At 69.5% G+C, this 1,901-nt stretch carries 1 protein-coding gene; it reads right to left on the bottom strand.

Going from position 1 to position 1,901, the window contains the following annotated elements; all coding sequences use genetic code 11:
• Nucleotides 1–58: 58 nt before the first annotated feature.
• Nucleotides 59–1,720, bottom strand: a complete 1,662-nt coding sequence (locus tag G6026_RS12120) for an AMP-binding protein (RefSeq protein ID WP_182613327.1) — start codon at nucleotides 1,718–1,720, stop codon at nucleotides 59–61.
• Between the last annotated feature and the right edge of the window lie 181 nt (nucleotides 1,721–1,901).

The raw sequence follows: 1,901 nt of genomic DNA, 5'->3' as shown, positions 1-1,901 counted from the left end.
CCGATCCCGCGGGAGGACCCGGTGACCGCGAAGGACCGGCCGTCCAGCCGCAGCCCGGTCACGCCGAGCCGACGGCGTCCGTACGCCGGTCGTGGTCGGGGGCGCGCTCGGCCACCAGTCGCCGCGCCCATCCGTAGTCGGTCTTGCTGCTGGGGTGGCGCTCGACGCGGTCGACCACCCAGTACGCCGCGGGGATCTTGAAGCCGGCGAGGTGCTCGCGCAGCGCCTGCCCGACGGACTCGAGATCTCCGGCATCAGCGGTGTCCGACCACTGGATCACCGCGCCCACGCGGTGTCCGAACCGCTCGTCCGGGATGCCGAACGCCACCGCGTCCTCGATCCCGTCCACCGCCTTGAGCGCGGCCTCGACCTCCTCGGCGAAGATCTTCTCGCCGCCCGAGTTGATCACCTGACTCGCCCGACCGAGCATGATGATCGTCTCCGGGCCGTCATAGCGTCCGCGGTCGCCGGTGAACACCCGACGGGTGCCCGCGATCTCCCGGAAGGTCTCGGCGGTCTTGGCCTCGTCCTTGTAGTACCCGGCGGGCTGATAGCCGCTCTTGACGATCCAGCCGATCTCCGTCGAGTCGTCCGGGAGCGGCTCGTCGAAATCGTCGACGAGCTGCAGGGTGGTCCCCCTGGGGATCCGCGGACCGTGATCGGCGAACAGCGATCCGTCGTCGAGGTTCGCCTTGGTGACCACGCCCAGACCGCCGAAACCGCCCTCGGACGACCCGAACGCGTCCATGATCATCAGATCGGGGCGGAGCTCGAGCAGGTCCGCCTTGACCGACGGGGAGAACAGGGCGGCGCCCGAGGAGACCATGAACATGCTCGAGGTGTCGGGGTCGGTCCGACGCATCTGGTCCACGATCGGCCGGACCATCGCGTCCCCCGCCACCACGGCGACCTGGATCTTCTCGCTCTCGATCTCCTCCAGGGCGTCCGCCGCCCGGAAGTGCGGGAGATAGTGCATGGTGCCGCCGGCGAACAGTCCGGTGAAGCTGGGCATGATGCCCGAGGTGTGGATGAGCGGGAGCAGGATCAGGTAGCGCAGGGGATCGCCGCCGAGGCCGGACCGGGACTGGTGGTACTCGTCGGGCACCGGCTCACCCGTGTGGTAGTCCGCACCGCCGCCGAGGCTGCGCCAGAGGTCCTCCTGACGCCACATCACGCCCTTGGGCTTTCCGGTGGTTCCGCCGGTGAACACCAGGTAGAGGTCGTCGCCGCTGCGCTCGAGCCGCGGGCGCTCCGTCGACGCCGCGTCCAGGATCTCCCGCGCGTCCAGGGCGCCGTCCGGGAGCGTGTCGACGGTCGAGCCGTCCTCCACCACGATCGTGTGCCGGACGGAGTCGAGACCGCTGACGGCCTCGGTCACCGCACCACCGAATTCACGGTGGAAGACCAACACGCTGGTGTCCGAGTAGTCGTAGAGGTAGCGCAGTTCCGCTCCCGAGTAGCGGTAGTTGATGCTGATGGTCACCGCCCGCAACTTGAGCACCCCGATGATCAGGGCCAGGCAGTCCACCCCGTTGCGCAGATGCACACCGACGTGGTCGCCGGCACCGACACCCAGGGAGGACAGTGCCGAGGCCCACCGGTTGGCCTCGGCCTCCAGGTCCGCGTAGGTGAGCCGACGTTCGTCCTCCACCACCGCCAGGCGGTCCGCGCCAAAGGCGTCCACGGCGTGCTCGAAGAGGTCGGCCAGGTTGTGTGCCATGTGGTGTCCTCCGTGACTGGGGTGACGGGTGTCGGGTGGGTGGGTAGCGAGTGGCCTGTGTCAGACCGGGGTGATGGGCAGCGGCGTGCGGGTGGGTCCGAAGTCGAACGCGGCACCGGTACTGATCCGCGTGACCGCGACCTCCTCCGGCTCCGTGGCGGGTTCGTCGCCGAACCGGAGG

Origin of the sequence: Dietzia sp. DQ11-38-2 (genome assembly GCF_014145055.1) — a bacterium.
In the GTDB taxonomy this organism is placed as follows: Bacteria; Actinomycetota; Actinomycetes; order Mycobacteriales; family Mycobacteriaceae; genus Dietzia.
The sequence above is the reverse complement of the archived record's forward strand: the minus strand, read 5'-3'. Positions and strand labels throughout refer to the sequence as shown.

What these genes read in the sequence shown, in the direction of transcription:
- G6026_RS12120 (WP_182613327.1), bottom strand. Translation starts at nt 1,720, where the DNA reads ATGGCACACAACCTGGCCGACCTCTTCGAGCACGCCGTGGACGCCTTT.